The organism is Pseudahrensia aquimaris, from assembly GCF_042676045.1.
Lineage (GTDB): Bacteria > Pseudomonadota > Alphaproteobacteria > Rhizobiales > Rhizobiaceae > Pseudahrensia > Pseudahrensia aquimaris.
Genome location: NZ_JBHTJV010000002.1, coordinates 456,501 through 483,251 on the forward strand (window position 1 = coordinate 456,501; position 26,751 = coordinate 483,251).

At 56.5% G+C, this 26,751-nt stretch carries 25 protein-coding genes; 6 read left to right on the forward strand and 19 right to left on the reverse strand.

The features are described 5' to 3' along the window. Positions 1-8: 8 nt before the first annotated feature. The 7 genes from ACFQ14_RS01970 to ACFQ14_RS02000 form a co-directional block, all read right to left on the reverse strand. On the reverse strand, positions 9-803 hold the full coding sequence (locus tag ACFQ14_RS01970) for an SDR family NAD(P)-dependent oxidoreductase (RefSeq protein ID WP_377211015.1): 795 nt from the start codon (positions 801-803) through the stop codon (positions 9-11). Beyond that, complete coding sequence (locus tag ACFQ14_RS01975; RefSeq protein ID WP_377211016.1) at positions 800-1,801, reverse strand: aldose epimerase family protein; 1,002 nt, start codon at positions 1,799-1,801, stop codon at positions 800-802. Before ACFQ14_RS01975 ends, ACFQ14_RS01970 begins: the two co-directional genes overlap by 4 nt. Continuing rightward, positions 1,798-2,697, reverse strand: a complete 900-nt coding sequence (locus tag ACFQ14_RS01980; protein WP_377211017.1) for a PfkB family carbohydrate kinase — start codon at positions 2,695-2,697, stop codon at positions 1,798-1,800. Before ACFQ14_RS01980 ends, ACFQ14_RS01975 begins: the two co-directional genes overlap by 4 nt. 9 nt (positions 2,698-2,706) lie before the next feature. Further along, positions 2,707-3,402, reverse strand: a complete 696-nt coding sequence (locus ACFQ14_RS01985) for an ABC transporter permease (protein ID WP_377211018.1) — start codon at positions 3,400-3,402, stop codon at positions 2,707-2,709. Further along, complete coding sequence (locus ACFQ14_RS01990) at positions 3,402-4,145, reverse strand: ABC transporter permease (protein ID WP_377211019.1); 744 nt, start codon at positions 4,143-4,145, stop codon at positions 3,402-3,404. The genes ACFQ14_RS01985 and ACFQ14_RS01990 overlap by 1 nt, the downstream gene beginning before the upstream one ends. A gap of 69 nt (positions 4,146-4,214) precedes the next feature. Continuing rightward, positions 4,215-4,976, reverse strand: a complete 762-nt coding sequence (locus ACFQ14_RS01995; protein WP_377211020.1) for a transporter substrate-binding domain-containing protein — start codon at positions 4,974-4,976, stop codon at positions 4,215-4,217. Between the two features lie 53 nt (positions 4,977-5,029). Further along, a complete protein-coding gene (locus ACFQ14_RS02000) occupies positions 5,030-5,815 on the reverse strand; it encodes an ABC transporter ATP-binding protein (protein ID WP_377211021.1) in 786 nt (261 codons plus the stop codon). A gap of 298 nt (positions 5,816-6,113) precedes the next feature. Here ACFQ14_RS02000 and ACFQ14_RS02005 point away from each other — a divergent pair, with 298 nt between their 5' ends. The 3 genes from ACFQ14_RS02005 to ACFQ14_RS02015 all read left to right on the forward strand — a co-directional run bounded on the left by ACFQ14_RS02005 (position 6,114) and on the right by ACFQ14_RS02015 (position 9,047). Beyond that, positions 6,114-7,028 carry a substrate-binding domain-containing protein gene (locus tag ACFQ14_RS02005; protein WP_377211022.1) on the forward strand — a complete coding sequence of 305 codons (915 nt, stop codon included), beginning with the start codon at positions 6,114-6,116 and terminating at the stop codon, positions 7,026-7,028. Positions 7,029-7,137: 109 nt separating this feature from the next. Beyond that, the gene (locus tag ACFQ14_RS02010) at positions 7,138-8,265 is read left to right on the forward strand and encodes an ABC transporter permease (RefSeq protein WP_377211023.1); all 1,128 of its coding nucleotides are present in this window, start codon (positions 7,138-7,140) and stop codon (positions 8,263-8,265) included. 2 nt (positions 8,266-8,267) lie between these two features. Then, entirely contained in the window at positions 8,268-9,047 is a 780-nt protein-coding gene (locus ACFQ14_RS02015) for an ATP-binding cassette domain-containing protein (RefSeq protein WP_377211024.1), read from the forward strand. Between the two features lie 276 nt (positions 9,048-9,323). Here ACFQ14_RS02015 and ACFQ14_RS02020 read toward each other — a convergent pair whose 3' ends face one another. The 7 genes from ACFQ14_RS02020 to ACFQ14_RS02050 form a co-directional block, all read right to left on the reverse strand. Continuing rightward, positions 9,324-10,157: a class I SAM-dependent methyltransferase gene (locus ACFQ14_RS02020; protein WP_377211025.1), complete on the reverse strand. Its 834-nt coding sequence runs from the start codon at positions 10,155-10,157 to the stop codon at positions 9,324-9,326. A 219-nt stretch (positions 10,158-10,376) separates the two neighbouring features. Beyond that, positions 10,377-11,171, reverse strand: coding sequence for an SDR family oxidoreductase (locus tag ACFQ14_RS02025; RefSeq protein ID WP_377211026.1), 795 nt, complete (start codon positions 11,169-11,171; stop codon positions 10,377-10,379). A gap of 5 nt (positions 11,172-11,176) precedes the next feature. Beyond that, complete coding sequence (locus tag ACFQ14_RS02030) at positions 11,177-12,268, reverse strand: ABC transporter ATP-binding protein (RefSeq protein ID WP_377211027.1); 1,092 nt, start codon at positions 12,266-12,268, stop codon at positions 11,177-11,179. Continuing rightward, entirely contained in the window at positions 12,265-13,962 is a 1,698-nt protein-coding gene (gene bglA, locus ACFQ14_RS02035) for a beta-galactosidase BglA (RefSeq protein WP_377211028.1), read from the reverse strand. Before bglA ends, ACFQ14_RS02030 begins: the two co-directional genes overlap by 4 nt. A 5-nt stretch (positions 13,963-13,967) precedes the next feature. Further along, positions 13,968-15,116 carry a carbohydrate ABC transporter permease gene (locus ACFQ14_RS02040; protein ID WP_377211029.1) on the reverse strand — a complete coding sequence of 383 codons (1,149 nt, stop codon included), beginning with the start codon at positions 15,114-15,116 and terminating at the stop codon, positions 13,968-13,970. Between the two features lies 1 nt (position 15,117). Further along, positions 15,118-16,146: a carbohydrate ABC transporter permease gene (locus tag ACFQ14_RS02045; RefSeq protein WP_377211030.1), complete on the reverse strand. Its 1,029-nt coding sequence runs from the start codon at positions 16,144-16,146 to the stop codon at positions 15,118-15,120. 194 nt (positions 16,147-16,340) lie between these two features. Next, the gene (locus tag ACFQ14_RS02050) at positions 16,341-17,711 is read right to left on the reverse strand and encodes an ABC transporter substrate-binding protein (RefSeq protein WP_377211031.1); all 1,371 of its coding nucleotides are present in this window, start codon (positions 17,709-17,711) and stop codon (positions 16,341-16,343) included. Between the two features lie 266 nt (positions 17,712-17,977). On the opposite strand from ACFQ14_RS02050, the gene ACFQ14_RS02055 reads away from it, so the two are divergent. Genes ACFQ14_RS02055 through ACFQ14_RS02065 form a run of 3 tightly spaced genes read left to right on the forward strand, consistent with a single transcriptional unit; the run spans position 17,978 to position 21,158 of the window. After that, positions 17,978-19,027 carry a substrate-binding domain-containing protein gene (locus ACFQ14_RS02055; RefSeq protein WP_377211032.1) on the forward strand — a complete coding sequence of 350 codons (1,050 nt, stop codon included), beginning with the start codon at positions 17,978-17,980 and terminating at the stop codon, positions 19,025-19,027. Continuing rightward, a complete protein-coding gene (locus ACFQ14_RS02060) occupies positions 19,024-20,361 on the forward strand; it encodes a GH1 family beta-glucosidase (RefSeq protein ID WP_377211033.1) in 1,338 nt (445 codons plus the stop codon). Before ACFQ14_RS02055 ends, ACFQ14_RS02060 begins: the two co-directional genes overlap by 4 nt. Next, positions 20,361-21,158: a TIGR03084 family metal-binding protein gene (locus tag ACFQ14_RS02065; RefSeq protein WP_377211034.1), complete on the forward strand. Its 798-nt coding sequence runs from the start codon at positions 20,361-20,363 to the stop codon at positions 21,156-21,158. The genes ACFQ14_RS02060 and ACFQ14_RS02065 overlap by 1 nt, the downstream gene beginning before the upstream one ends. On the opposite strand, the gene ACFQ14_RS02070 is transcribed toward ACFQ14_RS02065, so the two are convergent. From ACFQ14_RS02070 to ACFQ14_RS02090, 5 genes are all read right to left on the reverse strand, one after another. Further along, entirely contained in the window at positions 21,142-22,137 is a 996-nt protein-coding gene (locus tag ACFQ14_RS02070) for an ABC transporter ATP-binding protein (protein ID WP_377211035.1), read from the reverse strand. The two genes, ACFQ14_RS02065 and ACFQ14_RS02070, sit on opposite strands and share 17 nt — an antisense overlap. Beyond that, the gene (locus tag ACFQ14_RS02075; protein WP_377211036.1) at positions 22,137-23,120 is read right to left on the reverse strand and encodes an ABC transporter ATP-binding protein; all 984 of its coding nucleotides are present in this window, start codon (positions 23,118-23,120) and stop codon (positions 22,137-22,139) included. The genes ACFQ14_RS02070 and ACFQ14_RS02075 overlap by 1 nt, the downstream gene beginning before the upstream one ends. Further along, positions 23,120-24,004, reverse strand: a complete 885-nt coding sequence (locus ACFQ14_RS02080) for an ABC transporter permease (RefSeq protein ID WP_377211037.1) — start codon at positions 24,002-24,004, stop codon at positions 23,120-23,122. Before ACFQ14_RS02080 ends, ACFQ14_RS02075 begins: the two co-directional genes overlap by 1 nt. Further along, positions 24,001-24,978 (reverse strand): ABC transporter permease, encoded by a 978-nt coding sequence (locus ACFQ14_RS02085; RefSeq protein ID WP_377211038.1) that lies wholly within the window; start codon positions 24,976-24,978, stop codon positions 24,001-24,003. The genes ACFQ14_RS02080 and ACFQ14_RS02085 overlap by 4 nt, the downstream gene beginning before the upstream one ends. Positions 24,979-25,074: 96 nt before the next feature. Continuing rightward, complete coding sequence (locus ACFQ14_RS02090; protein ID WP_377211039.1) at positions 25,075-26,643, reverse strand: ABC transporter substrate-binding protein; 1,569 nt, start codon at positions 26,641-26,643, stop codon at positions 25,075-25,077. Positions 26,644-26,751: the final 108 nt, after the last annotated feature.

A 26,751-nucleotide genomic window follows, 5' to 3' on the forward strand; every position in this document is an offset into this window, starting at 1 on the left:
ACGGCGGCTCAGTCTTCGTCGTTGTCCACATCCACAACATAGGCGAGGCCGAGACGACCGCCATCGGCGTAGATTGTCTGTCCGGTTATGTAGCTTGAATCGCTAGAGGCCAGGAACGATGCGATGCTGGCGATTTCATCCGGCTCGCCGATGCGCCCAAGGGGCGTGCGTGAGAGCACTTTGCGCTTGGCTTCAGGATTGGAATTGACCGAATCCAACATTTGCGTGGCGATGGAGCCAGGGCCGATGGCGTTCACCCGGATGCCGTAGGGGGCAAGTGCTTGCGCTGAAACATTAGTGAGTTGCCGCACGCCACCCTTTGATATTGTGTACGGAATTTGGCTCGGGATTGCGAGCTTGGCGTTGGTTGATGACATGTTGATGATGGAGCCAGCCGGTCCACCGGCCTCGACCCGCTCGACCATGTGGCGCGCAGCGGCTTGTGAACACATAAACGCGCCCTTCAAATTCACGCGCAGCACTTTGTCGAAATCGGATTCCGATAGATCAAGAAAATCGCCACCGATCACGATGCCCGCATTATTCACCAACACGTCGATATCCCCGAACTTGTCGATGGCTGAAGCGATGAGATTGTGAACGTCAAGGCGTTCTCCAACATCGGCGTGGATATAGCTGACATTGCCGATGCTTTTGAGCTCGTCTGCTGCCTTCAGGCCCGCTTCATCGTTTACGTCGGAAAGCACGACCTGTGCGCCATCGGTCAAAAAGCGTTTTGCTATGGCGTAACCGATGCCTTGGGCGCCCCCTGTAACGATGGCAGTTTTTCCAGAAAGTTTCATTTCGAAAACCTGTAATGAGTGGTCTGTTGACGCGTCTCGCCGGGGCGAAGCAGTGGTGTGGGGAAGTTGGCATGATTTGGCGCATCAGGCCAGATTTGTGTTTCAAGTGCGAAGCCGGAATGAGGGCCATACGGTTCACCCATTAAGCCTGTTACGGGAATATCCATAGCGTGCGCAGCATAAAATTGCAGACCAGGCTCAGTGGTTGCGACAATCATTTTGACGCCCGATTTGTGGGACGCGACCTCGGCAATCTCAGTGAGCGGGTGCGGTGTGTTGGCGAGGCAGAAATTGTGATCAAACAACGCTCCGTTAGCGATGCGTTGGCGAAGAGGGGTAGGCGTGCTGAAGTCGTAGTCTGTGCTGTCAACGGGGCGTATTTCGCCCGTTGGGATCAAATCTTCATCGACAGGCAAATAGGCGTTGGCATCGATGCGCAATGTGTGGTCAAGGCACGAACCGCTGTCATCGAGAATGAAATAGGAATGATGCGCCAGCGATGTGATTGTTGGCGCATCTGTTTTGCTTTCCATGATGATCGCAAGCGTGCCGTTTGGCTCCAGTGAATAGGTGCAGGTGTGGCGGCAATTGCCGGGAAACCCCATTGCGCCATCCGGATCTTCAATTGAAAAAGTAACGCTGTGGTGCGTTTGATCTTCGATCCTCCAGACTTTCACGCCAAGTCCTTGGCTGCCGCCGTGAAGCGTGTGGCGTTCGCGGAAATTCAGATCGGTGTGGTGTGCCACTCCATCAATTTCGAAACGCCCCTTTGCGATCCGGTTGGCGAAACGCCCGACCGTTGCGCCGAAAAAGCGACCGTGTGTTTCGTAAGCCGACAGGGTGTCGAAGCCGAGAACAAGCGGTGGCAGATGGCCCTCTAGCCGCAGGTCCTGCAGGCTTGCTCCGTAGGTGATGACGCGGGCTGTCAGCCCACCACCTGTGATCGTTATACGCTCGACCGAAATGCCGTTTGATGTGGTTCCGAAAGGTTCAATCACGGGTTTTGGCTTTCGAGAAACTGGCTTACTTCACACGACGTTGGTGCCGCATCGCGTCCGCCGGGGCGGCTGGATTTTATGGCGGCTGCAGCGTTTGCGAAGCGGATGGCTTCTTCATGCGACCGCTTTTGTGCCAGCGCCAAGGTGAAGGCACCATGCCAAACATCGCCTGCGCCGAGTGTGTCGACGGGCGTGATGGGGAAGACTTCGAAAGTACGGACCGCTCCATCGATAATATCGATGACTGGATTTCCGCCATCGGTGACAGTGACGTGGCCTTGTAGCCTCTTGTCGGCATCCAGTGCCGCTGTTTGTAGATTGTCTATGCCGGTGAAGTCGCGCAGTCCCTGAGCGGAGAAGGCAACGTGGCTTGCGGCTTGAACGGCTTCGATTGCCTCCATGACTGGCGCTTCGGCGTCGATGACGCCGGGAATGCCCCGTGAGCGGGCGGCTTCCATGACGACCAGAGCGCCGTCAGGCCATCTTGTATCGCAGAGGCAGGCATCGAGATTTTCTGGCAGGCTTTGCGCCAGCCATGCAGCGTCCATCGAGATTTCCATATCGCGGTAGTTCATGATCTGGCGCTCGCCTGCGGCGTCCATGTAAATGGAGGAGAAAGATGAGCGGCAGGCGCTAAAGCGTTTGACGAGGCTTGTGTCCACACCCTCTTTAAGCAATCCGTTTTCGATCATGTCTGCGACTTCATCATTGCCCGTTCGGCCGGCAAGCAGGGCTTCACCGCCAAGACGGGCGATGGCAACAGCAGCATTGGCCGCATTGCCGCCGCCCGTGACGTTTGCGCCTGTAGCGCGGTATTTCTCAGGCTTACGGGGAAATTCCTGCATGTGGAAAATGAAATCGAGAACCGCGACACCGGCGACCAGAATGCGCGTCATGGCCCTATCTCACGCCTGCGCCGGTTTGGGAATGCGGTTCTCCATCCAGCGGAAAATGACGACGATGATGCCTGTGAGTATGATGTAGATTCCGGCGACAAGCAGCAGCGGCTCATAGGTGAGAAACGTGTCTTGCCGCACTTCTGTGGAGCGGCTGAAGAGTTCATGGATGGTGATGGTGGCGGCCAATGGTGTCGCCTTCAAAGTCAGCACAAATTCGCCTGCCAAAGTCGGGAAGACGTTTTGCACCGCGCGGGGCAACCAGACCCGGCGCAAAACGGTGAAGGGTGACATGCCCATCGCGCGTGCGGCTTCCAACTCGCCCTTCGGTACGCCCGCAAAAGCGCCGCGCATGACTTCGCCGGTATAGCCTGCAACGGACAGTGTGAAGGCGAAGATGGCGTAGGGCAGAGCTGCGCGAAGATAGGGCCACAGGAAGGAGTCACGTATGCCGTCGATGGATGGAAAGATTGAGCCAAGACCGTAATAGATCAGCCAAAGCTGGATGAGCAGCGGCGTGCCGCGAATGAAGGTGCAGAAGCCCCGCGCCAGCAGCGCCAGCGGGCGTGGGCCGGTGACCTGTACGAGGCCAATGGGGATCGCCAGCAGAAAACCCAGCGTGGCGCAGACGAGCAGAAGCTCGATCGTCAGCCAAAGGCCGGAGATCAGTTTGTCGGCGTATTCCGGTATCCAATCCCAGCGCATTATCGTGGCACTCCGACGATGGCAGGGGTTGAGGCATCGGCAGATTTTTCCACACGGTAGTGCTTTTCGATACGGCGGAAAACCATATTGGAAATGAGCGTGACGCAAAGATACAACACCGCAGCGGCACAATAGAAAAGCAGATAGTTTCGTGTGCTGCCAGCGGCTGCTTTGGTGACGGTTGCCAGCTCAAAGAAGCCGACAACGGCAAGAAGGGCAGTGTCCTTTGTTACGATCAGCCAAAGGTTCGACAGGCCGGGAAGGGCAAAGGGGATCATGGCGGGAATGGTCACACGCCGCAGAACCTGAAAGCGGCTCATTCCAAAGGCGAGCGCGGCTTCGGTTTGCCCTTTCGGCACGGCCAACATGGCGGCGCGAATTACTTCTGTGGAATAGGCTCCCATCACAAGACCAAGCACCGCGATGCCCGCGACAAGTCCTGAAATGTCCACCGTTTCAAAGCCCAGAGATACCAGCACTGAGTTTAGCGCGGTGGAACCGGCATAATAGAGCAGTAAGATAAGAACCAGCTCAGGCACCGCCCGGATGATCGTCGTGTAGAATTCCAGTGCCCAGCGCAAAACCACATTGCCGTGGATTTTGCCAAGCGCGCCAAGCAGACCGATTGTTAGGCCAAGTGCGTACGCGCCCAATGCGATTTGAAGTGTGCTGAGCAGGCCCTGCAAAAGCGAAAGGCCACGTCCGGGCGGCTCGATCCACAGCAATTGCAGGCTTTCAAACATGGGCCATTTGGGGTTCGAGCGGCAGAAGACCTTCTCCCCGCGAACGGGGAGAAGGTAAGGTCGAGCGGCTTATTGGCCGTAGATGTTGAATTCGAAATACTTTTTTGCAATCTCGTCATAGGTGCCGTCTGCACGGACCTTGGCGATTGCATCGTTGAATTTCTTCAACAGTTCAGCGTCGCCTTTGCGCACGCCGACACCAACGCCCTTGCCGAATACTGCTTCATCGGTCGGCGTGGCTTTGATTTCGAATTTCATGCCAGCTTCGGTTTTCAGGAATTCGCTGAAAGCAAGCGAGTCGCCTACCACGGCATCAACGCGGCCTGCGATCAGGTCGTTGTTGTGCTCGTCAAAGGCGCTGTAGGTTTTCACCTCGGAACTTTCGCTGAAAACCTTATTGGCGTAGTCGGCGTGGGTGGTGGAAACCTGAACGCCTACGATCTTGCCTTTCAGGCTTTCTGCAGAGCCGTCGATGTCCATATCTTTGGCTGCAACCACGGCGGCTGGCGTATTGTAGTATTTGTTTGAGAAGTCGATGACCTCCATGCGCTTGGGCGTGATCGACATGGACGCGAAGATCGCATCAATCTTGTTGGACTGCAGCGCAGGGATGATGCCGTCCCATGCGATGGGCGTCCAAACGCAGGTCTCGTTCATCGCCTTACAGATGGCTTCACCGAGTTCGATTTCGAAACCCATGCGCTTGCCGGAAGCGTCTTGGTCAGCGAATGGGGGATACGGCGCAACGTCGAGGCCGAGCTTGATTTCTGCAAAAGCAGCACCGGTCATCAGCATGGTGGCTGCGGCGAGGGTGGTGAGAAGTTTTTTCATTGGAGTGGCTCCTGTTGGTTTGCCCCATTAGCCCCGGGGCATTTTTATAAGGGTTAGTGAATTGAGCTGACGAAGGCTTTACAGCGTTCGCTTTTGGGGTCGTAGAAAACCTGCTTGGGCGGGCCTTCTTCTTCCACCAAGCCCTGATGCAGGTAGATTACCTTGCTCGATACATCGCGGGCAAATTTCATTTCGTGGGTGACGAGGATCATCGTGCGGCCCTCTTCGGCCAAGCCCTGAATAACCTTCAACACCTCACCCACAAGCTCCGGGTCTAGCGCGGAGGTTGGTTCGTCAAACAGCATCACTTGCGGCTCAATGGCCAGTGCGCGGGCAATGGCGGCGCGCTGTTGTTGGCCTCCGGAGAGGAAGGCTGGATATTGGTCGCGCTTTTCCCACAGGCCGACGCGATTGAGGATGGCCTCCGCGCGTTCGTTGGCTTCCGCTTTTGGCACACCAAGCACATGGACGGGCGCTTCAATGACGTTTTGCAGAACGGTCATGTGCTGCCACAGATTGAAACTCTGGAAGACCATGCCGAGGCGTGTACGCAGGCGTTGGATCTGCTTTTTGTCTGCCGGATGCATCTCGCCATTCTTGGGCGGATTGAACCGGATGCCTTCACCATTGATCGCGATGGATCCAGCTGACGGAAGTTCAAGCAGGTTGATGCAGCGCAGGAATGTGGACTTGCCAGAGCCGGAAGCGCCGATGATAGAAATTACATCGCCATCTGTTGCTTGCATTGAAATGCCTTTCAGCACTTCAAGATCGCCAAAGCTCTTGTGAAGGCCCTGAACATCGATGGCAGTGTTGGCGGCGGCGGCGCTGCTGCTCATGCCGGTCGACCGTGCTGCGCGTTGATGCCGGTGATTAGGATTTCGCTCAAAATGGACCCCATACTCTGCTCCGCCAGCGAAAGCGGGTGATTTAAGATTGCACTATATGGCCGGTATCTCAAGCGCGGGAGGGTGGAAATTGTATTCAATTGCGCGAAAGTGGCTAAGTCGATTCAATCGGTTTAATAATTTGGTTCATGCTCTTGTAAAAAATATTCAGCCCGATAGGCTCCATCTAGCCGAACGTCCTGGGAGGGACCGTTTGGTGTCGTTTTAGTTCCAGGGAGAGAACCTCACTATGAAAAAAATTCTGCTTGCAGGTATTGCTGCACTCGCCATGTCGACGTCAGCTTTGGCCGAACGTTATGTGATGATCACGCACACACAGGGCACGGACCCATTTTGGCCGGTGGTTGAAAAAGGCGCTAAGGACGCAGCTGCTGCTGTCGGTGCCGAACTTGAATACAACTTCGATGCCTCTGGCGACATGGCTGGCATGGCCAAGTTGATTGAAGCCGCTGCTGCGACGCAGCCTGATGGCATCATCGTTTCGCTGCCAGACGCTGCGGCGCTTGGGCCGGCGATTAAGTCTGCTAGCGAGTCTGGCATTCCTGTTGTTACCATCAACTCCGGCTTGGAAGCATCCGCCGAAGTGGGTGCTTTGATGCACGTTGGCCAGCCAGAAAAACTTGCAGGCCAAAAAGCCGGTGAGCGCGCCAAAAGCGAGGGCGTTTCAAAAGGCCTTTGCTTGAACCAGGAAGCGTTCAACACTGCTTTGGTTGATCGTTGCCAAGGCTATTTTGACGGTATCGGCCAAGAGTTGAACATGATCGACGTGTCCAACGACGTTGCGCAGATCAAGACGCGTACCGCCGCTGCTCTGCAGGCTGATCCTTCGATCAATGGCGTAATGGCCGCTGGCCCGCACGTGTGTGCAGCTGCTGCCGAAGCTATTGCTGAGGTGGGCGCGGATGGCACGCATCTTTCCTGCTTCGACCTTTCGCCAGAGGTGATGAAGCTCATCAAAGAAGACAAAGTTGCCTATACGATTGACCAGCAACAGCGCCTTCAGGGCTACATGCCAGTGATCGTTCTGCATCTGTACAATTCCAATGCAGGCATGTTGCCGGGCTCAAACATTCCGTCAGGTCCAGGTTTCGTCGATAAGTCGAACGCTGCACAAGTGGAATCGCAGGCTGGCGTAAACCGCTAAGCGGTGCGTTTTGGCGGCGTCCTGTTTGGGTGTCGCCACATCAATTGGCCGGGCGTGCTGAACAAGCCCGTCCGGCCTTTTGTTTCTTATATTTTGGGGAGGAATTATCATGGCGGAGACTGATGTCTCGCGCTCGGAGAGCGACCGTCTGGCCGAACGAGGGTTTTTCGGCAGAGCGATACAAAGACCGGAGATCGGTGCTTTTGTGGCTATGATCGTTGTGGTTATCGCGCTTGCTTGGGCGTCCAACGGCTTAGCATTCAACGCGCTTGGTATTCGCAACAACCTGTCGATCATCGCTCTGTTGGGTATCATTACGACAGGTGCTTGCCTGTTGATGATCGCGGGTGAATTTGACCTTTCCATTGGCTCCATGATCGGTTTTGCGGGCATGTCGATGGCCATGATGATGAAATGGGGACTTCCTTTCGGCATGGGAGAGGCGACGCCGCTGGCGGCGTTTGCGCTGACGCTATGCATGACGCTGGCGATTGGCTGGCTGATCGGGACGATTGTGGTTCGATCGGGGCTGTCTTCGTTTATCGTGACCCTGGGTTTTCTCTTCTTCCTGCGCGGCCTGACGGAAGTGTGCTTCCGCCTGTTCAACGAAGGCTCGACGCAGATTTCCGGACTTCGTGATTTCAAAGAAGAAAGCTGGGTGGCTTATGCTTTCGGGGGCGAGAGTTTCCAGTTTCTATACACGTGGGCCTATGAACTGGGCTTCAACCTGAACCGCCGGGGCGAGCAGTGGGTTACCGGGCTGGACGCCCGCGTAGCCTGGTGGATAGGGCTGACCATCGTCGCCTGGATTGTGCTGTCGCGCACTCAGTTGGGCAACTGGATTTATGCGACGGGCGACAACAAGGACGCGGCGCGGGCCAACGGTGTGCCAGTGAACAAGGTGAAAATTGGCCTGTTCATGTTCACCGCTTTCTGCGCCACTTTGTTTGCTGCCTGTCAGGTGTTTGACACCAACACGTCTGATGCCGCGAAGGGCAACCTTAAAGAACTGGAAGCCATCGCAACTGCCGTTGTGGGCGGCACGCTGATGACCGGTGGCTTCGGCTCCATCATGGGCATCGTGTTTGGCGCGGTGATATTCGGCCTTGTGCAGAACGCCGTGTTCTTCATTCCGTGGCTCGATGGCTCCTACTACCGCGTCTTCCTCGGCACCGTGCTTCTGGTGGCCGCTTTCGCGAACGAGAGCATCCGCAAACGCATTACGGGAGGGATTTGACCATGGCTGATCCGCTTATCCGCCTTGAAGGCATCATCAAAACCTTTGGCCCTTTCACGGCGCTTAACGGCGTTGATCTGGAGGTTCATTCCGGTGAGGTGCTGGCGCTGTTGGGTGACAACGGCGCTGGCAAGTCGACGCTGATCAAGACCCTTTCCGGCGTGCATCAGCCCAATGGCGGGCAGATCTATGTTGAGGGGAAACCGGTCAATTTCCGCTCGCCGCAAGATGCGGGCAATGCTGGCATCGGCACGGTCTATCAGGACTTGGCACTCAATCCGCTCATGTCGGTGACACGCAACTTTTTCATGGGCCGCGAGCTTTATGCGGGCATCAAGCCGTTTGGCCTGATGAAAATGGACGAGATGGACAAGATCGCCCACGACGAAATGGTGAAGATCGGGATCGATATTTCTGACCCGACTCAGGCAGTCGGCACCATGTCCGGCGGCCAGCGTCAGACGCTGGCGATTGCGCGCGCGATTTATTTTGGCGCGAAGGTGCTTATCCTTGACGAGCCGACATCGGCGCTTGGCCAGAAGCAGCAGATGGAAGTTTTGAAGACGATCAAAAAGGTGCGCGGCTACGGCAACATTGCCATCATTTTAATCACTCACAACGAAATCCACGCGCAGCTTGTGGCCGACCGTTTCGTGTTCCTGTCGCTGGGTGAGGTGATCGGCGCGGGCAAGGCCGCCGACATGGACCATGAAGAAATCCGCCGCCTGATGGCTGGCGGTGCCGAGATGGCCGACCTAGCACAGGAGTTGGATGCGATCTGAGGGGTGAGCATCTGACTACCCTAGCGGCCTCCGTTTCATCACGAAGCGGGGGCCTTTGGTTTCTAGGTGCAGGGAGTCTAGGCGTTTTTAGGGAATACGAACTCCGGTGTCGGTATTTGCAGCAAATACCAAACCTACCGTAATCCTCACCAGTTGACCGCCGTGAATTGACCTGCAGCCAAAGTTTAACCCACCTCAGATGGAAAGCGAGGGCTCTGAGGTCTCTAAGACTCGCAACATAACTTAGTCACCGCACCAAAGTTCAGGTGGTCCAGTCTAGTCTCCCTTAATCGCGATCATTTCTATGGGCGAGATTCGGTTTTTGACCAACGCTGCAACCATGTTTGAGATCTTCTCCACGCTCAATTGCTGCATTAGAACATGCAGGCCTAGAGGTGGCGGACCACCTGCGGCTTCAATTGAAGCTTTTGCTTTTTTGAAGAATTCATTGGCAAATTCATGGCGATTGTTTTCCGCTACAATGTCAAATCCATTGTCTTGGAACGCTGCCCGGTACTCACTAGGCGCGGCTAGCCAACTTGTGTCGGAAGTGCTGGCCCAAGGAACAGGATAAGTTGGCTGTTCGTGGCCTGTCTTCATGATGTCGTAGATGCCGAATTTCGCTCGGGGTTTGAGGACACGAGATACTTCTGCAACCAAGCTGCGCTTGTTTTGAATGTTCATACCAACGTGAATCATAAACGCAGTGTCGAAGCTGTTTGCTTCAAAGGGCAGAGAAAGCGCACTTCCTTGGTGAAGTTGAATGCGATCAGATAGGCCAACCCAGTCACAGAGTGCTTGCCCTGTCTCCACGTACTCTGGAGTCAGATCAACGCCAGTTATCTTTGCGCCGTAGGTCTTCGCCGCGTAGCGCGCTGACCCTCCCAAACCACACCCAATATCAAGTATGGACTGAGAAGGCTCGATCTCAAGTTGGTCCAGAAAGTGTGCAGTAGCTATGCGACCACCAATGTGAAATTCATCAACCGGTGCAAGGTCTTCCACACTAGCATTCTGTGCGCTAATTCCCTGAGCGATCAGTCCCGCTTCAATTGCGGTCAGGAGTTTCCCGTGCGCGTAGTGATTGGCAACTTTTTCTGAATATTCCATGACGTGCTACTTTCTCGACGTGCCGTCGGGCAGGTCTTTTTGGAGGAATGACGTCTCATGGCCATAAAGTGAGCCTTTTGCTCCTATGAAGCAAGGAAGCCGAAAATTGGTCCAGATCCGCAACCGCGCAACGGCATCAATTCTCTTGATCTGGAGCTTATCGATCACAGACGGTGTTGATCAGAGGTTTCAGTTTCTTGGAATATTCCATTCTGACCATCACCCCTCCGGCGCGCCCATTACCTGTTGGTCGTGATCTAAGATCGCCCCTGTCATCACGCCGATCTGAGGGCTGAGAAGATAGCTTATCAGGCCGGCAATTTCCGGGGGCTTAATCAGTTGGCCGAAGGGTTCGTTCTTCTCGGCCATTTCTAGCCAGTTTTCTGGCTTTCCCTCGGTGGTGGTTTGTACCAAATGCTCCTGCGGCGTATCCATCCAACCCGGCGCGACGGCATTGCAGTTTATGCGGTCGTGGCGATGGCTGTGGGCGACGTTTTTGGTAAAGACGCCGAGTGCCGCTTTCGAGGCGGCGTAGGAGCACAGAAATGGCTGGCCGCAATGGCGCTCGGTAGACAAGATGTTCACGATACGGCCTGGGTGGCCTGCGTCCAGACAATGGCGCACAAAGGCTTGCATGGTGAAGAACGGCCCACGTGTGTTGATCGCCATCACTTTGTCGTAGAATTCCACTGACGTATTGAGCAACGTGCCGCGCTCGGTGTTGGCAGCGGCGTTCACGAGGCCGTTGACCGTGCCGAAATGCGCAACTGCCTTTTCCACCATTGCCGTGCAGTCCTCCACGACAGCCATATCCGCCGGAATGAAGATCGCGTCCGCGCCGCGCTTGCGCAGTTCACCGGCTGCCGCTTCGCCTTTGTCTTCGCTGCGGGCAGCGAGCGCGAAGCGGGTTGCGCCCTCGACCATCAATTGCTCGGCAACCGCAAAGCCTAAGCCTTGCGTGCCGCCAGTGATGATCGTGGTGGTGTCGGCGTTGCGCTTGGCGGGGTCGAACATGGTGCTCACACGTAAAGGAGGGATTTTCCGTCTGCGTTGAACAAGTGCATTTTTTGCGCGTCTGCAGCAAGGTTCACCGTCTCGCCGCGGCGGTATTCGTGGATGCCGCCGATCTTGGCGACGATTGGTTCGGCGTGGCCTTCGATCTCCACGTAGAGGTTGGTCACTTCGCCAAGCGATTCCACCAGCGTGATCTTCCCTTTCAGCATCACGGCCTTGCCAGTAGCCAGCGCCATGTCTTCCGGGCGAAAGCCAAGGCTGACGGTTTGGTCTTTCATGTCAACGGTCGATGGAACGGGGACTGACACCTTGCCGCCGCCGTGTATGGCGACGGTGGTGGTCTTGCCTGTCTTGGTGACTTTGGCAGGCACGATGTTCATGGCCGGGGAGCCGATGAACTGGGCGACGAAAAGGTTTGCGGGGCGCTCGTAAAGTTCAATCGGTGCGCCGACCTGTTCGATATAACCTGCCGACAGCACGACGATGCGGTCTGCCAAGGTCATGGCTTCCACTTGATCGTGGGTGACGTAAACCATCGTGGAGCCGGGCAGACTTTCTTTCAGCTTGGCGATTTCGATGCGGGTTGCAACGCGCAGGGCAGCGTCTAGGTTTGACAGGGGTTCGTCGAATAGGAAGACTTTTGGGTCGCGGCAGATGGCGCGGCCAATGGCGACGCGCTGGCGCTGCCCGCCTGAAAGCGCCTTGGGCAGACGGTCGAGATAGTCTTCCAGTTGAAGGATTTGCGCAGCGTTGCGCACGCGGGTTTCGATTTCTTCGCGCGAGGCTTTGGCGATGCGCATGCCGAAGGCCATGTTGTCGTAGACTGTCATGTGCGGATAAAGCGCGTAGGATTGAAACACCATGGCGATGCCCCGCTGCGAGGGCGGCACTTCGTTGACGCGGTTTCCGTCGATCACCAATTCGCCGCGGGAAATTTCCTCCAGTCCAGCAATCATGCGCAGCAATGTCGATTTACCGCAGCCGGATGGGCCGACGAAGACAACGAATTCGCCCTCGTCAATCTCCAGGTCGACACCGTGGATAACTTGGGTCGTGCCATAGCTTTTCTTGATATTAGAGAGGGAAACAGCGGTCATGAATTTTCTCCTGCCGCGTGGGCGATGAAGGCGCTGCCATAGGGCGGAATGGTGAGCATACCCGCTTCAAGCGTGGCTTCAGAAATGGGTGCTGACATCAGCTTGGTCTTGTCCGTTTTCCACGGCAGTTCAGTAGCGCGGTCGCTCATGTTGATGAAAACAGTGATGCGTGTCTCGCCCTGTGCCCGTTCAAATGCGAGCAGACCAGGCTTGGTGTCGATGAAGCGAATGGAACCCTTGGCAAAGACCTGATGACGGGCGCGGAAGCGCAGGAGTTCCTTGTAGTGGGCAAGCAAGCTGTTCTCGTCCGCCGCCTGCATGGCGCTGGAGAGGTGGAGATGTTCCGGTGGCACAGGCAGCCACGGCTTGGCTTCGGAAAAGCCGCCGTTTTTCAGATTGTGGGTCCAGACCATGGGCGTGCGGCACCCGTCGCGGCCTTTGAAAACGGGCCAGAAGCGGATGCCGTATGGGTCTTGCAGGTCATCCTGCGACAGCAGCGCTTCGGTGAGGCCAAGTTCCTCACCCTGATAAAGGCAGACTGAGCCGCGCAGAGTCAGGATGAGATTAGCCGTCATCTTCAGATAGCCCTCACGGTCCTCAAACTGGTCTGCCCAGCGCGAGGCATGGCGCACGACGTCATGGTTTGAGAATGCCCAGCAGGACCAGCCATCCGGCGCCTTGGTTTCGAACTCTTCCACGACGCCACGAACGCGCTCTGGTGTCAGCGGGTCGGGAGAGAGAAATTCAAACGCGTAGCACATATGCACTTTGTCGTTGTCGGCCGTATATTGCGCGACAATATCAAGCCCATGTTCCGCATCGCCCACTTCGCCGACAGCGGCTGCGGCGGGATATTCGTCCAGCAGCGCGCGGAAGCGTTTTAGGAAATCAAGATTTTCCGGCTGGTTCTTGTCGTAGAGGTGCTGTTGATAATTGTAGGGGTTAACAGCTGGCGCGATGGTGGCATTGCGCTTCTCCGGGGCCAGCGCCGGATTATCGCGAAGCTCCTTGTCGTGGATGTAGAAGTTGATCGTATCGAGGCGGAAGCCGTCGACGCCACGGTCAAGCCAGAAGCGTACGGTGTCAAGCAGCGCATCTTGAACGTCCATATTGTGAAAGTTCAGATCGGGCTGGCTGTCGAGAAAATTGTGCAGGTAATACTGACAGCGGCTGGTGTCCCATTGCCAAGCCGAACCGCCGAAGATTGACAGCCAATTGTTGGGCGGTGAACCGTCTTCTTTAGCGTCTGCCCAGACATACCAATCTGCCTTGGGGTTTTCGCGCGAAGAGCGGCTTTCAGTGAACCAGTCGTGATGGTCGGATGAATGAGAAATCACCTGGTCGATCATCACTTTGAGGCCGAGGCGGTGGGCTTCGGCGATCATTGCGTCGAAATCAGCGAGGGAACCAAACATCGGGTCGACGTCGGTGTAATCCGAGACGTCGTAGCCGAAATCCTTCATCGGTGACTTGAAGAACGGCGAAATCCATATGGCGTCAACGCCCAAATCTGCGATGTAGGTGAGGCGACTGGTGATGCCTCGAATGTCGCCGATACCATCGTTGTTGCTGTCTTGAAACGAGCGCGGATAGATCTGATAGATCACCGCACCACGCCACCAGTCTTTATCGACGGCGTGTTGGGTAACGAGGCCGGGGGCTTCGCGGGTGGGGCTATCGTTGACGACGTTCATGGGACTTATCCACCTTTCACGGAACCGGCCAGCAGACCGCGCACGAGATAGCGCTGGAGGCCGAAGAAGACGAGGAGCGGGACGAGGATGGTGACGAAGGCGGAAGCGGCGAGAATGTGCCATTGGCCACCACGCATGCCGAGCAGGTTGTTAAGGCGACCCGTCAGCACCAATTCATCGTCGCCGGCACCGAGGAAAACGATTGCGACGAGCAGATCGTTCCACACCCATAGGAACTGGAAGATCGCGAAGGAAGCGAGCGCGGGGAAGGAAAGCGGCAGGATGACTTTGATGAAGATTTCGAAGTCCGTCGCGCCATCGACCCGCGCGGATTCCAAAATTTCGCGGGGCAAGCCAGCGATATAGTTGCGCAGCAGATAGATTGCGAGCGGCAGACCAAAGCCTGTGTGCGCCAACCATATGCCGAGATAGGTTTTCGCCGGAACGCCGAAGAATGCGCCGATGTCGTTATAGGCGGTCAGCAGCGGGATGAGCGACATCTGTAGCGGCACAACGAGCAAGCCAACCACTACCGCGATTAGCAGCGCTCTGCCGGGGAATTCCATCCACGCAAGCGCATAGGCGGCAAAGGCGGCGATCAAGATTGGGATGACGGTCGCCGGGATTGTTACCGTGAGCGAATTGATGAAGGAACGACCAAGGTTTTCGGCGTTGATAACTTCGTGATAATTCTCAAGCGTGAAACGTGGCGGGGCAGTAGCCTCGTAGAAAATGCGCTGCCCACGGCTCGAAGTGATGCGTTCTGTGGAGACAATTTCAAAGGAACCATCGGCTTGCACTGTCAGCGCCGCACCGTTGCGCAAGACCGCGCTCTCGCCAACCTGATAAGCTTTGGGTTCGCGGCTGGAAATGCCGAATGTCGCGATTTTGCCAGCCGTTCCTTCCAGCACATTGCCCGAAATGACGAACACACCATCGCGCTCGACTTGGCCATCTGCGCCCGGTGCGCGGAAGATCTGGTTTTGGGTGGAACTTGAAAGGGCGGTCCACCAACCGGAGACGGATATCTGGTCTTTGTCGCGGATGGAGGAAACGAACAGGCCGAGCGTGGGCAGCACCCAGATCGTTACCAAAAACAAGGTGGTTAGATGCACGGCCCATGTCAGAGAGGAGCGCTTGGAGACGGTCGCCATATCAGTGCCCCTTCATCTCTGCGTTGGCGCGGCGGATGTTCCAAACCATGATGGGGATGACGAGGATCATGATAACCAACGCAATGGCCGCGCCACGGCCGAAATCACCACCGCCGCGGAACATCCAGTCAAACATGAGATTGGCGAGAACCTGCGTGTTCCACTGGGCGTTTGTGAGCGCAAATACGATGTCGAAGACCTTCAGCACGAGGATGGTGATGGTGGTCCAGACAACCGCGATTGTGCCCCAGATTTGGGGGATCATGATTTTGAAGAAAATCTGCAACGGGTTGGCACCGTCGATCACCGCCGCTTCAATGGTTTCTTCCGGAATCCCGCGCAACGCGGCCGAGAGGATGACCATGGCAAAGCCGGTTTGAATCCAGACCAGAATGATCATCAGGAAGAAGTTGTTCCAGAACGGCACGGTAATCCACGCCTGCGGTTCGCCACCGAAGAACACGACGATGGCGTTCAAAATGCCGATCTGCTCGGAGCCCTCTGCACGGTAGTCGTAGACAAATTTCCAGATCACCGATGCACCGACGAAGGAAATCGCCATTGGCATAAAGATCAATGATTTGGCGATGTTGCCCCACCAGATTTTGTCTGTCAGCGCCGCGATGATGAGGCCGAAGAACGTGGCAGCCGAAGGCACAACGATGAGCCAAAGTGCGTTGTTGAAAATGGACTCGTGAAAGCCAGGATCGGTGAGCATCCAGCGCCAATTGTCGAGGCCGACGAAGTTTGTGTCGGACGCGTCAAAGAAAGAGAGCTGGAGCGTTTTGAAAACGGGGTAGATGAGATAAATCGTGAGCAGGGCGAAGGCGGGAAACAGGAAGAGCCAAGGTCGGATCGCGTTGGCCTTGTTGATGTTGACTGAAATATCATGGGCCGACATGCCGCTTGCGCGTGCTGAGTTTCCTGCCGGGTACAGACGGTCAAGCAAAGCGTTCGAGCCATAAAAGTAGGCTATGCAACCGGCAACGCCGATCACCATGGTGAACAAGGCCCACATCAAGTCTTGCATCTTTGGTCCCTCTTTATTCGCTCACGGCGTTCTTTCGCCTCAAGGGCGAACGGCCTTCGCGGAAGCGGCGCGTTGGCGCCGGGCGGTTCTGCGCCGCCTTGGCTGACTTCGGGTTCAGGCGTTCTTTGCGACTGTCACCCTATCAGACCGAAGTGGTTCCTCCCCGCGCTGTTACGCGCGGAGAGGAAATTACGTTAGTTGAGCGAGTCCCAGGTTTCCTGAATGCCTTTGGCGACTTCGCCAGCGTCTTTACCGCCTGCATAGTCAACCATTCCTGTCCAGAACGCGCCTGCGCCGATTTTGCCGGGCATCAGGTCCGAACCATCAAATCGGAACGTGGTTGCGTTGAGCAAGATATCGCCCTGCTTCTTTAGCGCTTCGTTGGCGTAGACTTCCGTGTTGACCGATTTCAGCGGGGTCAGCAGACCGCCCTGAGCCATCCAGACCTCGTGTGCGATTGGCGTTTGCAGCCATTCGATGAAGGTGCGCGCAGCGGGCGAATCCTTTGTGATGGATACGAGCGTACCTGCGCCAAGAACGGGCTTGCCGAGTTCGGCTTCTTTCGATGCGTAGGCCGGGAAGTAGAAGAAATCGACATCTTCGCCAGCTTTCGTGCCTTCGGGGAAGAAAGCCGGGATGAACGAAGCCTGACGGTGCATGTAGCACTTGGGCGGCGAGGAGAAGAGACCCTTGGGGCTCTCGCGGAAGTCGGTCGTTGCGACCGCACCTGCGCCGCCGTCGACATATTTGTCATTGCGGGCGAATGCGCCGAATTCTTCAATCGCTGCCACGATGCGCGGATCGTCGAACTTGATCTCGTTCGTCACCCACTTGTCATAGACGTCGGCAGGTTGGGTGCGGAGGATGAATTCTTCTGTCCAGTCGGTTGCTGGCCAGCCGGTAGCACCGCCTGAACCCAGGCCGATACACCAAGGCGTGCCGCCGTCAGCGACGATTTTGTCGGTTAGCGCCTTTAGTTCTTCCATTGTCTGCGGGATTTCGTATCCGGCATCCTCAAAGTTTTCTGGCGAATACCAGACGAGCGATTTCACATCTGCTTTGTAGGGGAAGCCATAAAACGATGCGTTTCCGTCTTTGCCTTTGAACGTGCCAAGGTCGACCCATGACTGACCGGCAGCATAGTTCTCTTTCATCCAGTTGGCGGCATCATCACCGAGCGGCGTGAGATAGCCTTTGGATGCAAGGTTTGCGAGCAGGCCCGGCTGTGGCAGCACGGTGATGTCTGGTGGCGAACCGGCTTGTGTGTCGATGACGATCTGCTGCTCGTAGTTTTCTGAGGATGAATACGTGACTTCCGCGCCGGTAGCGGCCTCGAAGTAATCAATCATCGACTCGACCAGCTTCTGATCTTCCGAACGCCATGGGCCGAACACTGTGATTTTCTGACCCGTCAGGTCGTGCTTGGCCGCAAAGGCTTCGTAGGTATCCCACGAGAAGCGCTTGTCCTCGCCCGGTGCGAATTTAAGGCTGATGTGGCCGCCAGCAAAGGCGGCGGTGCAAGACATGGCCAGCGCAACGGCGCCAGCGAGAATGGATTTTTTCATAGTTCCTCCAGTGGCATGCCCGAGAGGGCTTGCAATGTTGTGTCGGTCGCAAGGAGACGCACTCCCCTCCCTGACCGACTTTCCTACGCTTTCTCCAAAGCGCTTTGGAAGCGATAGTGTTCCTCTATGATAGCGTGGTGTCAAGTTTGTATCAGGTGCTTGTCACAGGGCGATCATCGGGTGTGCATCAGCCTACACCAAGGCTTCCAAAGCGCTTTGATTTCTGGTCTTCTTGTAGAAGGCCATCAAATGGTGTGAGCAGTAGGATGACCAAGAGCGGCACGAATCTTAAGAAGCTGTCCCAGCATCTGGGGCTTTCGCAAACAACGGTAAGCCGTGCGCTGAACGGTTTTCCTGAGGTCAATGAAAAAACCCGTGAGCGCGTGCGAATGGCGGCACGAGAGTTGAATTATCAGCCGAATCCCAGCGCGGCGAGCCTCGCTACCGGCAAGGCGCGACAGATTGGGCACGTGATTCCACTTTCTGACCACACCATGATCAACCCCCACTTCTCCGACTTCATAGCCGGCGCAGGCGAGGCCTATGCGCGGTTAGGCTATGACATGCTCTTGCGTGTTGTGGCCCAGCGCGACGAACACGAGGTCTATCGCGATTTTGCCAACCGTCGCCGCGTGGATGCTGTTGTGGTTCATGGGCCGTTGCGCGGTGATGGTCGCATCGATCTGTTGCAGCAATTGGAATTGCCATTTTTGGTGCACGGTCGTGACGGGCGAGATGAGGCATCTTATTCTTGGTTGGACGTGGACAATGCCGGATCTTTTCGCGATGCGACAACATTTCTAATCGAGCGAGGGCACCATGATATTGCGCTGGTGAACGGCTTGGAGACGATGAATTTCGCCCATCAACGGATGCAGGGTTATCGGGCAGCTTTGCAAGAGGGGAACATCGATCCGCGCCGCGACTTGTTGCACAGCGCAGACATGGTCGAGCCTTACGGCTATCACGCCACGCACGAGTTGCTGGGGCTGTCAAAACCACCTTCAGCGATCATTTATTCATCCATCTTGGTGGCAATGGGCGGTGCACGGGCACTGAGCGAGATTGGCTGCAAAATAGGCTCGGATATCGCTGTGATCATTTATGATGACGCTCTCTCGTTTCTCGCAAGCGCTGGAGAGGAGACCTCTCCAAACGCGCCTTTCTTCACTTCGATGCGGTCTTCTATTCGCGACGCCGGACGCAGGGCAGCAGAAATGTTGATCAAGAGTATCGATCATGGCTCAGCTGACCATGTCCACGAATTGTGGGAGCCTGAATTTGTGCTGGGTGCATCGACTGGAGACGCACCATGAGTGGTGGCTTGGGGTTGAATCGCTCGCACTTTCCAAACGGGTTTTCGTTTGGAACAGCGACATCAAGCTATCAGATTGAGGGATCGTCTTTCGGGGGCTGCGGGGTTTCCCATTGGGACACTTTTGCGACAACACCGGGAAACACCGCGCGAGGCGAGAATGGGGCAATTGCCTGCGATCACTACCACCGCTGGCCACAGGATTTAGACCTGATCCGCGATTGTGGATTGGACGCTTACCGCTTTTCGATTTCGTGGGCACGGGTTCAGCCGGAAGGGCGTGGAGCAGCCAATGCGGAAGGCTTGGACTTTTACGACCGGTTGGTGGACGGCATGCTGGAGCGTGGGCTTGCACCTTACGCAACCCTCTATCATTGGGATCTGCCCGCACCATTGGCGACTTTAGGCGGCTGGCAAAACCGCGATATTGCCGACCGATTTGCAGACTATACCGACATAGTGATGCGCCGAATTGGTGATCGCATGGCGGCGTCCGCGACGTTCAACGAACCGTGGTGCATCGCTTGGCTGTCACACTTCATGGGCCACCACGCGCCCGGCTTACGAGATATTCGCGCCGCTGCGCACGCCATGCATCACGTGCTTCTTGCTCATGGCAAAAGCGTCAAAGTTATGCGGGCGTTGGGCATGGAAGATGTTGGCGTGGTCATGAATTTTGAATACGCGCAAGCGGCAGATGACAAGCCGGAGAATCTGGCTAGAGCGAAGCTGTATGACGGAATCTACAACCGCTGGTTTTTGGGGGGTGTGTTTAAAAAGGAATACCCTGCCGATGTGCTGGATGGACTTGGTCCGCACATGCCGCCCGGCTGGGAGAAGGACTTTGATACGATAGCCGCGCCAGTCGATTGGTTGGGGGTGAACTATTACACGCGCAAACTGATCGCCGATGATGGCACGGGCATCTGGCCTGCTCTGAAAGAGGTGCCAGGGCCGCTGGAGAAGACTTCCGTTGATTGGGAAATCTATCCGCAAGGTCTGCACCATTTCCTGACATGGGCGCATCGGGAATATGCAGGTGATATCCCCATTCATGTGACTGAAAACGGCATGGCCTCTTGGGATGTGGTAAAGGACGGCGCGGTAAACGACGAACAGCGGATGCGCTATCTCGATCTTCATCTGCGCGAAGTGCTGCGGGCCATTGAAGACGGCGTGCCGGTGAAGAGCTATTTCATCTGGTCGCTGATGGACAATTACGAATGGTCGCTCGGTTATGACAAGCGGTTCGGGCTTGTTCATGTGGATTTCGACACGCTGGAGCGGACGCCAAAAGCATCTTGGCATGCGGTCAAAGCGATGTTGGAGCGGTAATGGAACAGGCGCAGGATTTTCTTGACGAAAGCGCAGCCTTGCGCGGTCTCGTTTCCGATCTGGATGCTTCGGTTTTGCGCAAGCCGACTGCGTTTAAAGGTTGGACCATCGAAGATGTGATCGGCCATCTGCACATCTGGAACATGGCAGCGGATTTGTCTTTGCGAGACGAGGCCGGTTTCCATGCCTTCTTTTCGCGCGTGGCGGAACAACTGAAGACTGGCTCCATGAAGGCGTTCGAGCGGGATTATTTAAGCGATCTCACTGGTGCTGACTTGGTATCAACGTGGTGGGAGGGATGTAAGGAATTGGCCGCACATTTTGCCACCGCCGATCCATCCGCGCGGGTTGTTTGGGCAGGGCCAAGCATGAGCGTTCGCTCGTCTGCGACTGCGCGGCTTATGGAAACATGGGCGCATGGGCAAGAGGTCTATGATCTGCTTGGCGTGGAGAGGGTCAACACCGACCGCATCCGCAACATTGTGGTTCTGGGAGTGAACACATTCGGATGGACCTTCAAGGTGAACGGGTTGGATGTTCCCGACGCCATGCCGCATTTGGTTTTGACCGGACCTTCGGGTGCGGTTTGGACTTATGGAGACGAAAGCGCCCACGAGCGCATTGAGGGTTTGGCGGAGGAGTTTTGTCAGGTTGTGACGCAAACTCGGAACATCGCCGATACGCGCCTTAGAGTGACAGGCGATACCGCAACGCGCTGGATGGCGCTCGCGCAGTGTTTTGCCGGCGCGGCCGAGATGCCGCCTGCGCCGGGAACGCGGGTTAGAGCGGTGACTTAGCGTCGTCGCCTACCAAGTGACACGCAACTTTGTGCCCGCCTTTTAGCTCGCGCAGCGGCGGTGGGCTGTTTAGGCACATATCCTTTGCAACGGGGCAGCGGTTGGCAAAACGGCAACCTTTGGGCGGGTTGATCGGGTCTGGCGGATCGCCGGGGATCAGAATGCGCTTTTGTTGCTCACGGCGTTTGCGGTCCACCGATGGCACAGCGGAAAGCAGCGCCGATGTGTAGGGGTGGAGCGGGTTGTTGAACAGCGACAGCCGATCGGCTTGTTCGACAATTTTGCCCATATACATAACAGCGATTGAGTCAGCCATGTGCTGCACCACGCCGAGATCGTGGCTGATGAACAGATAGGTGAGACCCAAGTCTTTTTGCAGCTTGCGCAACAGGTTGAGAATTTGCGCTTGCACAGCAACATCGAGCGCCGAGACCGGTTCATCGCATATGATCAAATCGGGGCTTGTGGCCAATGCGCGTGCAATGCCGATGCGCTGGCGCTGGCCGCCAGAAAACTGATGTGGGAACAGACGCTGTTGTTCGGGGCGCAGGCCGACGGATTTGAACAGATCATCGACGATTTTCTGGCGTTCGCTGGGCGGTGCAGTCTCTAGGCTGTCGATGGGTTCGCGCACAATGGCTTCCGAGCGCAGGCGCGGGTTGAGGCTCGCATAGGGGTCTTGAAATATGATTTGAACGCGGGCGCGGGCTTGGCGCAACGCTTCGTCTTTCAGCGTCAGGAAGTCGTGATCGCCCAGTTGCACCTTGCCCTGATAAGCGCTGACAAGACGGGCGCAGGCAAGCGCAGCGGTGGTTTTGCCGGAGCCGGATTCACCGACGATGGCGAGCGTTTCGCCCTTGGGCACGGTGAAGGATATGTCGTCTACCGCATAGAGCCATGATTTTCCGCCAAACATGCCGCCACGCTTGACGGGAAATCGGACGGATAGATTTTGAACATCGAGAAGGGGCTTGCTCATCACACCTCCTTCGCAAACCAGCAGGCAGAGGTTTGATCGTCTTTGAACTGTATTTCCGGCGGGCGCGTCTTGTGGCATTTGTCTTGCGCCATCGAACAGCGGGCGGCGAAAAGGCAGGCATCTCTGCCAAAGTCTTTCAGGCTTGGTACGATGCCCGGCACCTCCATTAAGTCAGGGCGGTCTTCGGTGAGCGTCGCCATAAGATGCGGCACGCAGGAAATGAGGCCCTTCGTATAAGGATGACGCGGGTGTTCGATGACCGTATCGACTGGGCCTTCTTCCGCCTTGCGGCCTGCATACATAACGATCATGCGCTCTGCCATTTCTGCGACCGCGCCCATGTCGTGGGTAATGAGAATGATGGCAGTACCCGTTTCGCGGCCAAGGTCGCGCAGCAGGTCGAAGATTTGAGCTTGAACCGTGACGTCGAGCGCGGTTGTCGGCTCGTCCGCGATCAGAATTTGCGGCTGGCATGCAAGTGCGATGGCGATCATCACGCGCTGCCGCTGGCCGCCGGACATTTGGTGCGGGTAGTCGCCGACCCGCGCTTTGGGGTTGGGGATGCGCACGGCGTCGAGCAGTTCGATGGCTTTGGCATGGGCGGCGGCGTTGCCGAGATTTTGGTGACGGCGCAGCACTTCAGCGATCTGCTCACCCACGGTGTAGAGCGGGTTGAGCGAGGTCATTGGTTCCTGGAAAATCATCGAGATCTCGTTGCCACGGATTTCGCGCAGGCGGGCGTCGCTGGCTTGGGTGAGATCTTCGCCGTTAAACAGAATGGAGCCGGAAGCCACGCGGCCCACATCGGGCAACAGGCCCATCAGCGCCAATGCCGTCATGGATTTGCCGCAACCGGATTCACCAACGAAAGAGAGCGTTTCGCCGGCGCCGAGTTCGAGCGATAGATCGTCGATCACTGGAGCGACGCCGTCTCGGGTGGCGAGTTCGATGCGCAGATTTTCAACCTTGAGAAGCGCAGCCATTAGCGTTGTCTCAGCTTGGGGTTAAGCGCGTCGTTGAGGCCGTCACCGACGAGCGAAATCGCCAATACGGTGATGAAAATGGCAAGCCCCGGCACGGTAACGGTGAAGGACGCGTCCAGAATATATTCGCGGTTGGAGCCAATGATCTGACCCCATGAGACAACGTTGGGATCAGTCAGGCCGAGGAAGGACAGGCCCGCTTCAAACAGGATCGCGGAGCCGACCATCAAGGCGGCTTGCACGATGATGGGCGGCAGGGCGTTGGGCAGGATGACGGAAAAGATCAACTTGGCGTTGGACACGCCGGAAGCGCGGGCCGCCATGACGTATTCCAACTCGCGGATGCGCAGGAATTCGGCGCGGGTGATACGGGCAACGGCTGGCCATGAAACAAGTCCGATCGCCAGCGTTATCATCGGGAGCGATGCGCCGAAGAGGGCGACGATGACCATGGAGAACAACAGCGTCGGCAGCACTTGGAAAAACTCGGTTATGCGCATCAGTAATTCTTCGACCCAGCCTTTGTAGAAACCTGCCAGAGCACCAATGGTGATGCCTATGAAAACAGTGAGGAAGGCAGCGGATAGGCCGATGGCGATGGAAACGCGGGCGCCGTGGATGAGCATCGAGAGGAGGTCGCGGCCCAGATAATCGGTGCCAAACAGATAACCTTCTTCTCCCGGTGCAGACAGCGGTGCCCAGACCATTTCGTAGGGATCGCCGGGATAGACGTAAGGGCCAATGAGACCTGCCAGTGCAATGAGGGTCAGCAAGATCAATCCGGCAACGGCAGAGCGGTTCTTGCGGAACATCTCAAAAGCTTCGGAGAATGGCGAACGCGCTTTTTCCAGCGCTTCAGCAGGTGTGAGGTCTTGCTCGCTCATCCTTTGCTCCCAACACGGGGGTCAACGAGGCGCAGCGCTAGATCGGTCAGCAGGTTGCCAACGATCACGACAAGTGCAGAGAAGAACAGAATGCCGAGGATTGTGGGCGTATCGCGTGCGATGATGGATTGCAGGGCCAATGTGCCGAGGCCCGGCCACGAATAGACGGCTTCCACCAGAACCGCGCCGGAGACAACGGCGGAGAATTGCAGGCCAGCCAAGGTGATGACGGGCGACAGCGAGTTTTTCAAAGCGTGCTTGAGAACGATTTCGCGTTCGGATAGGCCCTTGGCTTTTGCGGTGCGGATGTAGTCGGAGCCCAAGACTTCCAGCATGGAAGCGCGGCACAGGCGGGAATAGAGGGCCAGGAAAATCGAGGCCAGCGTCACAGTGGGCAACACCATGTGATGGGCGATGCTGACGGCTTGCGAGAAGAAGTTTCCCTCGACGGTGACGTCCATCATGCCCGCAACAGGGAAGAGTGGAATTTTTAGCGAAAAGGCGATGAGCAGCAGGATGCCCGTCCAGAACACGGGTGCGGCATAGCCGAACAACGAAATGCCGGTGACGAGGTAGCTGAGGAAGCCTTTAGGGTTGCGCGCCGAGAAAACGCCGAGCAACACGCCCACGACGAGCGCCAGAATTTGTGCGGTGATTACCAGCAAAAGCGTTGCCGGGAGCTTTTCGAAAATCAGTGTGGTGACGGGTTGGTTGTAAAAGAACGAGTAGCCGAGATCGAAGGTCGCAACTTTAGCGATGTAGCTGAATAACTGGACGATGAAGGGCTGATCGAGGCCGTAATCGCGCCGGATTTGCTCAAGCATTTCCGCGTCTGCGCCGCCAGAAGCCTGGGCGATCGTGTCTGCAATATCGCCCGGTGCCATATGCATCATCGAGAAATTGAGCACGAGCACGGCGGCGAGCAGCAGCACGGCATAGAAGACGCGGTTCAGGATGGGCAGGACATAGTTCACAGATGGTGGCCTGTTGCTGACGGATCAGGCTGCGGCAGGAATGGCCTGCGCAATGAAGGAGACGGGCGCAGCATTGTGCTGCGCCCGTCGACCATTTTACTTCAGATAGACGCGGTCCATCGGTGAGGATGACGACCAGATGCCTTTGACCGGATTGCCGACCTTATCGGAATAAACCGTGTGATAGGGCAGGGTGTTTAGCCAGTAGACTGGCAGTTCGTCAGCGACGATTTCCTGAAACTCTTTGTAGAGCGCCTTGCGCTTCACCGGGTCGGTTTCCTTGCCAGCCATTTCCATCAATTCGTCCACGCGGGGGTTTTCATATTGCTGCGTGTTGGACCAGATCACGCCCGGTTTGATGTTTTTAGAATCGTATGTGCGGTGGACGCCGATCACGGGGTCACCCCAGTTGAACACGGTGTCCATCGTCATGTCGAAATCGTGGTTGGACACGGTTTTCGCCCATGTCGGGAAGTCCGGCGAGGCTTTCACTGCTACTTCGATGCCAACTTTTTTAAGCGCCGCTTTTACGTATTCAGCCTGCGGCTTGATAGAAGGCCAGCCGAAATTGATGGACAGGTCCATTCGTTTGCCGTCTTTCATCGGGAAGCCTGCCTCGTCAAGCAACGCTGCAGCTTTTTCCAGATCGACGTCGTAGCTGGGCAGATTTGGTTCAGCCAGCGGCGAGCCGGGGTGGATGGGGCCTTTGGCCTCTTGCGCTAAGCCCTGCATCAGCGCGCCCATGATGAACTTTTTGTCCACGGCATAGGCGATGGCCTGACGCACGCGCTTGTCCGCGAGCGGGCCCTTCTTGGTATTGAAAGCCAACCAGTCGAGCGCTCCGATGGCCGCATAGCCTTCAGAAGTGACGTTGAGGCCTTCGGCTTTTTCCAGCCGTTTGATGTTGCGCACGGTGTTCATGAACGGAGCCATGTGCAACTCGCCGTTTTCCAAGCCGATGGAAGCGGCGGACTGGTCTTTGATGATCCGCATCACGATACGGTCGAGGCAGGGCGGGTCCATGAAATAGTCGTCGTTGCGTTCAAGGATCACGTGCTGGTCGCGAGTGAATTCAACAAGCTTGAACGGGCCGGAGCCAACAACGTTTTCGGAGTTTTGTGGATGGGCCTTGATGTCTTGGCCATCGCCATAAACGTGCTTTGGAATGATCGCCATCAGCTGCGAAGACATGGCTAGCATGAGAGCAGGGTGCGGCTGGGAGAGTTTCAGAACCGCGGTTTTCGGATCTGGCGTTTCAACCGATTCCACGGGGCCGAACATTGCTTTGAAGGGATGGTTGGCTTTGATCGTCTCGACCGAGAACTTCACGTCTTCTGAAGTGATCGGCTTGCCGTCATGGAAGTTGGCGTCCTTGAGCTTGATCGTCACGCTCAGGCCATCGTCAGATGTTGTGACGCTTTCGGCCAGGTAAGGCTCGGGTTCCCAGCCATCGGTATAGCGAAGCGGTGTTGCGAAGAGCTGTGCGCCCGGCGCGCCAGTGACAACGCCGGACTGAACGGCTGGATTGAGGTGACGCGGGGTCTGGCCGAGCCATGAAACGAGCGTGCCGCCCTTGTTCGGGCAGGTTTCTGCGAAGGCCGGTGTGGCCGCAAGTGTCCCTGCCAAGGCGGTGGCGGCGACCAGAGATTTGATGAGTTTGCGCATGTTTAGGGGCTCCCTTTTACCAAATTAAAGCGGGAGGTGCGGTGCGAGTTTCAACACTCGGAAAGGCCACCCCGCTTTTCCAAGTTGAAAGACTGCAACGATAAAGGG

Excerpts from the sequence above, each read along its gene's own strand:
- ACFQ14_RS01970 (WP_377211015.1), bottom strand. The coding sequence starts at position 803 with ATGAAACTTTCTGGAAAAACTGCCATCGTTACAGGGGGCGCCCAAGGC.
- ACFQ14_RS01980 (WP_377211017.1), bottom strand. The coding sequence starts at position 2,697 with ATGACGCGCATTCTGGTCGCCGGTGTCGCGGTTCTCGATTTCATTTTC.
- ACFQ14_RS01985 (WP_377211018.1), bottom strand. The coding sequence starts at position 3,402 with ATGCGCTGGGATTGGATACCGGAATACGCCGACAAACTGATCTCCGGC.
- ACFQ14_RS01990 (WP_377211019.1), bottom strand. The coding sequence starts at position 4,145 with ATGTTTGAAAGCCTGCAATTGCTGTGGATCGAGCCGCCCGGACGTGGC.
- ACFQ14_RS01995 (WP_377211020.1), bottom strand. The coding sequence starts at position 4,976 with ATGAAAAAACTTCTCACCACCCTCGCCGCAGCCACCATGCTGATGACC.
- ACFQ14_RS02000 (WP_377211021.1), bottom strand. The coding sequence starts at position 5,815 with ATGAGCAGCAGCGCCGCCGCCGCCAACACTGCCATCGATGTTCAGGGC.
- ACFQ14_RS02005 (WP_377211022.1), top strand. The coding sequence starts at position 6,114 with ATGAAAAAAATTCTGCTTGCAGGTATTGCTGCACTCGCCATGTCGACG.
- ACFQ14_RS02010 (WP_377211023.1), top strand. The coding sequence starts at position 7,138 with ATGGCGGAGACTGATGTCTCGCGCTCGGAGAGCGACCGTCTGGCCGAA.
- ACFQ14_RS02015 (WP_377211024.1), top strand. The coding sequence starts at position 8,268 with ATGGCTGATCCGCTTATCCGCCTTGAAGGCATCATCAAAACCTTTGGC.
- ACFQ14_RS02020 (WP_377211025.1), bottom strand. The coding sequence starts at position 10,157 with ATGGAATATTCAGAAAAAGTTGCCAATCACTACGCGCACGGGAAACTC.
- ACFQ14_RS02025 (WP_377211026.1), bottom strand. The coding sequence starts at position 11,171 with ATGTTCGACCCCGCCAAGCGCAACGCCGACACCACCACGATCATCACT.
- ACFQ14_RS02030 (WP_377211027.1), bottom strand. The coding sequence starts at position 12,268 with ATGACCGCTGTTTCCCTCTCTAATATCAAGAAAAGCTATGGCACGACC.
- bglA (WP_377211028.1), bottom strand. The coding sequence starts at position 13,962 with ATGAACGTCGTCAACGATAGCCCCACCCGCGAAGCCCCCGGCCTCGTT.
- ACFQ14_RS02040 (WP_377211029.1), bottom strand. The coding sequence starts at position 15,116 with ATGGCGACCGTCTCCAAGCGCTCCTCTCTGACATGGGCCGTGCATCTA.
- ACFQ14_RS02045 (WP_377211030.1), bottom strand. The coding sequence starts at position 16,146 with ATGCAAGACTTGATGTGGGCCTTGTTCACCATGGTGATCGGCGTTGCC.
- ACFQ14_RS02050 (WP_377211031.1), bottom strand. The coding sequence starts at position 17,711 with ATGAAAAAATCCATTCTCGCTGGCGCCGTTGCGCTGGCCATGTCTTGC.
- ACFQ14_RS02055 (WP_377211032.1), top strand. The coding sequence starts at position 17,978 with ATGACCAAGAGCGGCACGAATCTTAAGAAGCTGTCCCAGCATCTGGGG.
- ACFQ14_RS02060 (WP_377211033.1), top strand. The coding sequence starts at position 19,024 with ATGAGTGGTGGCTTGGGGTTGAATCGCTCGCACTTTCCAAACGGGTTT.
- ACFQ14_RS02065 (WP_377211034.1), top strand. The coding sequence starts at position 20,361 with ATGGAACAGGCGCAGGATTTTCTTGACGAAAGCGCAGCCTTGCGCGGT.
- ACFQ14_RS02070 (WP_377211035.1), bottom strand. The coding sequence starts at position 22,137 with ATGAGCAAGCCCCTTCTCGATGTTCAAAATCTATCCGTCCGATTTCCC.
- ACFQ14_RS02075 (WP_377211036.1), bottom strand. The coding sequence starts at position 23,120 with ATGGCTGCGCTTCTCAAGGTTGAAAATCTGCGCATCGAACTCGCCACC.
- ACFQ14_RS02080 (WP_377211037.1), bottom strand. The coding sequence starts at position 24,004 with ATGAGCGAGCAAGACCTCACACCTGCTGAAGCGCTGGAAAAAGCGCGT.
- ACFQ14_RS02090 (WP_377211039.1), bottom strand. The coding sequence starts at position 26,643 with ATGCGCAAACTCATCAAATCTCTGGTCGCCGCCACCGCCTTGGCAGGG.